The following is a 6,535-nucleotide window of genomic DNA, read 5'->3' as shown; positions in this document are numbered from 1 at the left end:
TGTAATCCCTTCATCTTCTCAACAATGACCGACGCCTCGGCCTTTCTCGTTTCCCGCATTCCCTCCGCGCTGTCGATGAGGAGGAGTTCTACGCCGCTTCCGCCGACATCGGCGCACTGCCGTGTTGCCTCAAAGGGCGTGTATTCTATCCTCTCCTCCTCATAGAGGGAGGTCGGCATCACTTTTTCGAAAAGGGCGTTCACAAATTTCACGACTGGGGGAAGACTGCGGTAGTTTTCCTTAACCTCAATGAAATGGTACTCTTCACCGAGCCATTCGGCGAGATGCCTTCGTGCGTTCTTAAAGAGAGAGACGTTGGCGCCGCGGAATGAATAGATGGATTGCTTGTCATCCCCTACGAGGAATATCGACGGCTTTATACCGGAACTTCTCTTACGGCCGGCGCCCGAACGCCATTCTTCGGTGAGCTTGTCGATGAGTTTCCACTGGAGGGAACTCGTGTCCTGAAATTCATCGACGAGGATATGGTCCGTATGTTCGTCGAAGGAAAAGAGGATGTTCTGCCATTCCGGATTTCTCGAAATCGCCTCATACGCCATCAGTTCAAGATCGCTGTAATCGAGAAGATGCCTTTCGATCTTTTTCTTCCGGTAACGGTCGAGACACCGGCAATAAAGGGTAATTATCCTTTCCGGGTGGTCAGGCGGCAGACGGTCGCATGACTTCCCGTCAATTTCGGTCTCTACCATCTGTTTGATCCCGAGTTCGATATGGGGCCTCTTGCCGTGGAGTTCCCAGAGTACGGCATAGAGCTTGTTCCAGCCTTTAATCCCCTTGTGCCTGATGAGTTCATAGAACGCCTTTTCACCTGATAAACCGTCTTCGAGAAGGGATTCATAGACCGCCTCAGACCAGAGGGTGTCGGCGTGAAAGCTGTCCATCACCTCCAAGGCCGGGTCTATGCCGAGATCGAGGCAGAACCTTTTTAGGAGTCTGAGACAGAAGGAATGTATTGTCGAGATTCGAGTCCTCGGCATCCGGTTACGTATCGCAGCGAACATGTCGGGGTCTTCGGCCTTCAGAATCTTTATGATCCGCTCCTTCATCTCCGCAGCGGCCTTATCGGTAAAGGTGATGGCAAGAATCCTCTCGATCTCCGAACCGTTCTTGAGGAGCGCGATATATCTCCTCGCAAGCTTCTCGGTCTTCCCCGAACCGGCAGGAGAGGAGATCAGCACGCTCTTCGTTATGTCAAGGTAACTCTCGTTCATTGCCGAACCCGCTCATGTGACTGCCTGTCTTTCATTCTTTTCATGGTCATTCCCCGATAATCTTTACGAGGACCCGCTTCTTTCGTCTTCCGTCGAACTCACCGTAAAAAATCTGTTCCCAGGGACCGAAATCCAGCCTTCCGTCGGTTATGGCTACGACGACGTCTCTCCCCATGATCTGCCGTTTGAGATGGGCATCGGCATTATCCTCTCCGACATTATGCTGATATTGCTTCACCGGTTCGTGGGGTGCGAGCTTTTCGAGCCAGACGTCAAAATCGTGATGGAGCCCGGATTCGTCATCATTGATAAAAACCGATGCCGTGATATGCATCGCGTTGACGAGCACAAGTCCGTCCTTGACGCCGCTCTCCCTCAGGCATGCCTCCACATGAGGAGTGATATTGATAAACGCCTTCCTCGCAGGAGTAGTGAAGGAGAGTTCTTTACGATAGGACTTCACGACGATTCCTCCGATCTTCAAAAATCATTGTTGGATGTAGGGGCAGAGGGAGTACTCATGACAGTTCCTGCAGTTATACTCCTGGAGCGGCCTTGCCGTAAAATCCCCCGCCCTCAGCCCCCGCGCCGCCTCTTCAAGGAAGCCGAGGGAAGCGACGATATAATCATCGATCGTCCCCCTGTCACCGCCCCTGCATGCCCTCACCGACGGGCACCACTTGATCCGAACATCCTTGAGAGAGTAAACTCCGACCCGCTCCACCCGATAACCCTGGCTCTTCAGGATCGCCGCATAGAGGAAGAGCTGGAGGTTTTCATTCCCCCTCACAACCTGGGAGCAGTTGAGACCGGCCGCACCTGTTTTATAATCGATTATCTGGACCGAATCGCCGATCCTGTCGAAGCGATCTATCTTGCCTTTTAGCATTATCCCATCGAGAGGCTCGCCGGAGATGGATCTTTCGACAGAGCTTGATACATACCCCTCGGCCCGTATTTCGCGTTCTCTCTCGATGATATCAGGCAGTATCTCGAGAAACGTGTCCCTGATGAGCGCCTTCCAGTAATCGCCTATCTTCTTTTCGCCGATGACGCCCTCTGCGATTTCTGCCGCTCTCGTGCCGAGATTCTCGAGGTCCTTCATCGGCTGCGGTATAATCTTCTCCATGATTCTATGAAGGATGTTTCCGAGGGTTATCGCCTCGACCTCATATTCCTTCACGGAGAGGGGCGACATCTCGGCCACCCGTTCAATGAAGAATTTTCTCGGACAGAACCTGTAGGCATCGACGTCCGTAACCTTCAGATACGCCCGGAAGCGTGATCCATGGGAGGCGTCTCTCACTTCCGTTATGCGCGACGCAAGGGGTCTGCTGCCGGTTCTCGTGAGCTGCTCCTCCTTCGAAAATATTCCGGGGATATCCTCCTTCATCTCTTCTCCCGAATAGAGGAACGAAGAGTGAAGAAGCGTGTCTTCTCCATCTGTTTGGGGATAGGAGAGATGGATATTCATTGAGGAGGTTGCGAGACGGGAGAAGATAAACCTCTGGAGTTCAAGATACTTATCGAGGTGGGTAAAACCGGCCCTTTTCTTGGCGCTGTCGGGCAGGAAATAGTCGGTCTCCTGTCTCCTCGGCATCGCCCTGTCAGTGAGTCCTCCGAGGTAGAGAAATCCGGGAGACAATCCAGGCGCCTCAAAGAAATCCATGACCCTGACGCCGTAACCCTTTTCCTCAACCGGTGAGGCATTGAGGAGATGAGCGAGCACTTGGGTGAATTCAGTGAGGCTGACACTTCCCGGATAGAGTTCACCGAGCAGGGAAAGGCGTTCCATGACCTCCTGAAAGGCCTTCTTTTCCTCCGGTAAAGGACCTCCGGATTCATTCCCCCCAGCCGGGACGTAGGGCAGTACCGCTATGAAGCCGAATTCATCGAGAAGGTTCCCGAGCATATCCCCGTAGAGATGAAACGTCGAGCCGGATCTGTGCTCCTCGAGGATCTCTAATTTGTCGAAGACCCAGAGAAGACCTTTCTCGATCTCATCTTTCGGGAGTCGCTCCATGTCTATCGCCTCAGAGCCTTCGGCGATCAGGGAAAGCCATGACTCCTTACCGGATACGATCCCTGACTGGAGGGAAAAGAGGGGAACGCACCGCCTCAGGGCCTCGGGAATTTTCGTGAAGGCGTCGGAAGCGAGGAACTGCGCGAATTTCAATCGCGGATAGTTGCCCGCCACGGATACGAGGAGGCAGATGAGGTCGAGGAACCTCCTTCGCATGCCGAGGGGTTTTCGCAGGGAGAGAACGAAAGGAATGCCGTATCGCCTGAAGACCCGTTCGACGAGAGGGGCGTATCGGGGGAGATCGGGAAAAGCGACAACAATTTCTTCGAGCCGACCGAACCTTTCCGAGAGAGCAAGAGATTTTATCTTCTTCGCGATTCCCTCGACCTCTTCCTCGGGATCGGAATAGGGGTGATAAACAAAACGGTCGCCGTCCGGACGTTCACGGCTACCCGCGTCGCGAAGTGACAATCGGGATTCCCCTTTAGGGGCTATACCCATCGGTATCTCCTCAAGCGGCGCGATCTCCTTCAGAAAACTGATATACCCTTCACTCAGGCCGCTGTGCTCCGGGTCGAAGGGCAGCGCGATGAGGGAGAGCTCTGCGCGCTCGATCAGGGCCCTCAGGGCATCCCTTTCAGAGTTGACGGGATCATAAAATCCGTTGATGATGACGATTTTCCCCGACACCAGAGGAAAGCGGTCCCTCCCGAAGCGGAGTAGATCCTCCCTTCTCGCGACACCCTTCTCGTCCAGAAAGGTTTTGAATCTGTCATAAAGGTCAAGAGACTCGATGCAGATGTTCGCTGCCGGTTCCGGGATGCCGAGGTCTCGAAAAATCTCGTCGAAGATTCCTCTGATCTCATCGATTCCTTGATCCGGATATCTGTTGTCGATGTCCCGGATGAAGTGCGCGACGAGTGATGAGAAACCGAGTCCTCTTCGTGAGATCAGGGAAAGGATTACGGGGACAAGCGAATCATCCAGCACCCTCTTGTCTCCGAAGAGTGCGTAAACCTTCCTTGCGAGCTGATCCAGAGTCACCACATCAGGGGGGATGTAGCATATTCCATGAGACTCGCCGGCTACAAGTCTGTGAAATATCTTCTGAGATTCACGCGCCATGAGTGAAGAGGGGACTACAGAAAGGATGCCCGAATAATCGTGGTAAGAATTGAGAGAATAATCCTTGAGGGCGTACCTGAAGAGCGTTTCGGAAACATTGAGACCCGGCGGTGAATAGAAGACTTTTATCATAAGGTATTCTTAAGATTACCTGTAACAAGAGAAGGGTTTCAAGTGGCGACCAACTGAAGCAGTAAATAAAGATCGTCTTCAGGAAACCATGGGGAGATGATGTAAAATAGTCTCATGCTCTGGATAGCCATTGCAGCTCTGCCCCTCTATCTCTTGGGGATTTGGAAACGGCCTTTCCTCTACGTGGGCCTTGTCCCTCAGGCCGGCTACCTGCTTTTCAGGGGCGTGGCCTTGGGCAGGCTTCCCCTTGTGGGACCTCATGATACCCTCACCTTTCTTTCTGCGGCTATCGTGGCGTTCACGATCCCCTTTTACGTCCTTCTCAAAAAACCGCTATTCTTTCGCAGCACTGCCGTTCTCTCGGCTGTTCTGACCGCTTTCGCCTTGATGGCAAAACAGCACAATACACCCCTGCCGCCGGTACTCGATACGGTCTGGTTCGAGCTCCATGTGGTTCTCGCCTTTTTTTCCTATGCCCTTTTCGGTATCGGAGCGATCATAGGATTAACATGCCTGAGGGAGAGGGATACGCTAGGAGAGGGTTTGCAGTACAGGACTATCCTTGTCGGTTATTGCTGCTTTTCATTTTCGATGATATTCGGCGGGGTCTGGGCCTACCTCGCGTGGGGGACGTACTGGCTTTGGACGCCGAAAGAACTCTGGACAAGCATTTTGTGGCTGTTCCACACTCTGTATCTCCACGCCAGATTGCAATCGTGGTGGATTGGCAACCCTTCCGTGATATTAGGCATGACAGGCTTTGTCATTGTAGTTATCACGTATCTCGGGGCAAGCCTTCTCATGAAGAGCTCACACACCCTTTAGGGATCATCATAAAACGGCCCATGGAAGTCCTCGGTTCCTTGAAAACATCGGTGGTGCTTCTTCTTTTTCTCCTCATTGTGCTCTTTGCAGGGGCATGTATTATGCCGGCAAACAATGCGGTTCAGTCAATCCATGCTCTCCCCCTCCTGGAGTGGATTGTTCAGGCGCCAGTGGGTACAACGTGGTGGTTGTGGGTGGCCATGGCTATTATCGCCTTGTTGGCTGTGAATACCCTGGTCTGTAGCGTCCAGTCTCTGCTTAACAAGAAAAAGGTGGCGGGGTGGCTCATTCTCATATCGCCGCAGATAATTCATATCGGGTTTCTCTGCATGTTTCTGGCACATTTCATGAGTTCGATAGGGGGCTTTAGGAGTCTCGCTGTTGCCCGTGAGGGAACGGTTCTGCAGTTGCCAAACGGTTCCGCCTTGAGTGTTCGAGACATACTGATATCTGTTGACTCTTACGGGTATCTGAGTGACGGGACCGTGAGTATCTCCTATTGGACAGGCGGACGAATCGCGGGAGAAGGCGTGCTTATGCCGAACAGACCTTCATTCCACGAAGGCATTGGTGTTCACGTGAAAGACCTCCGGGCATTCCCCGAAAGGGCGGTTCTTCTTGAAATATACAGAGAGCCAGGCGCAGCGTGGGCCTTGGTGGGAGGAGTCGTTTTCATGATCGGCACAGTTACCCCCCTTGTCCTCAAGACGAAGAAGGAGCTTGTGCTAAATGAAAGAGATTATTCAAGACTATAAATACCCTTCGACAAGAAGATCACTTCCCAATCTCCTGACTTTCACATCTCTCAGCGAAAAGGCATCTTCGAGTCTGCGGAATGTTTTCCCTCCGACAGCCGGAGAGGAGTCTTTGCCGCCGATAATTTTCGGTGCGATGAAGAAGAGCACCTTGTCGACGATCCCGTCGTGGAGGGCATGCGCATTCAGAGAAGAACCGCCCTCGACCATGAGCGAAGCGATTTCCCTCTCTCCGAGTCTCTTCATGAGCCACGAGAGGTCAAGTCTCTCTCCTTCAAACTCTATAAAGGCGACGCCCCTTTGGGTCAGGAGGATCTTCTTCCTGCGCATATCAGAAAACGGACCATTGTCCGTTAATCGTCTCACCACAATGGTTGTCTCCGGGGGAATGCTCAGCACCTTCGCCGTGGCCGCTATTTCGAAGGCGGGATCGATGATGACCC

Annotated in this window: 6 protein-coding genes; 2 read left to right on the top strand and 4 right to left on the bottom strand. The window is 52.8% G+C overall.

Annotated features, from left to right (window positions below):
* The 3 genes from VEI96_00315 to VEI96_00305 form a co-directional block, all read right to left on the bottom strand.
* On the bottom strand, window positions 1–1,232 hold a 1,232-nt coding region (locus VEI96_00315; protein HXX56423.1), incomplete at its 3' end, for a UvrD-helicase domain-containing protein.
* A gap of 46 nt (window positions 1,233–1,278) precedes the next feature.
* Window positions 1,279–1,695, bottom strand: a complete 417-nt coding sequence (locus tag VEI96_00310; GenBank protein ID HXX56422.1) for a secondary thiamine-phosphate synthase enzyme YjbQ — start codon at window positions 1,693–1,695, stop codon at window positions 1,279–1,281.
* A gap of 24 nt (window positions 1,696–1,719) precedes the next feature.
* Window positions 1,720–4,512, bottom strand: a complete 2,793-nt coding sequence (locus VEI96_00305; protein HXX56421.1) for a PD-(D/E)XK nuclease family protein — start codon at window positions 4,510–4,512, stop codon at window positions 1,720–1,722.
* A 114-nt stretch (window positions 4,513–4,626) separates the two neighbouring features.
* Between VEI96_00305 and ccsA the strand changes: the two genes are divergently transcribed.
* A complete protein-coding gene (gene ccsA, locus VEI96_00300; protein HXX56420.1) occupies window positions 4,627–5,337 on the top strand; it encodes a cytochrome c biogenesis protein CcsA in 711 nt (236 codons plus the stop codon).
* Window positions 5,338–5,357: 20 nt separating this feature from the next.
* Window positions 5,358–6,092, top strand: a complete 735-nt coding sequence (locus tag VEI96_00295; protein HXX56419.1) for a hypothetical protein — start codon at window positions 5,358–5,360, stop codon at window positions 6,090–6,092.
* On the opposite strand, the gene VEI96_00290 is transcribed toward VEI96_00295, so the two are convergent.
* A partial coding sequence (locus VEI96_00290) for a dihydrofolate reductase family protein (protein ID HXX56418.1) occupies window positions 6,087–6,535 on the bottom strand: 449 nt, incomplete at its 5' end. The genes VEI96_00295 and VEI96_00290 overlap by 6 nt on opposite strands.

It is taken from the genome of Thermodesulfovibrionales bacterium, assembly GCA_035622735.1.
GTDB lineage: Bacteria > Nitrospirota > Thermodesulfovibrionia > Thermodesulfovibrionales > UBA9159 > DASPUT01.
This window is presented reverse-complemented; position numbering and strand designations above follow the sequence as displayed.

Excerpts from the sequence above, each read along its gene's own strand:
- ccsA (HXX56420.1), top strand. The coding sequence starts at position 4,627 with ATGCTCTGGATAGCCATTGCAGCTCTGCCCCTCTATCTCTTGGGGATT.
- VEI96_00295 (HXX56419.1), top strand. The coding sequence starts at position 5,358 with ATGGAAGTCCTCGGTTCCTTGAAAACATCGGTGGTGCTTCTTCTTTTT.
- VEI96_00305 (HXX56421.1), bottom strand. The coding sequence starts at position 4,512 with ATGATAAAAGTCTTCTATTCACCGCCGGGTCTCAATGTTTCCGAAACG.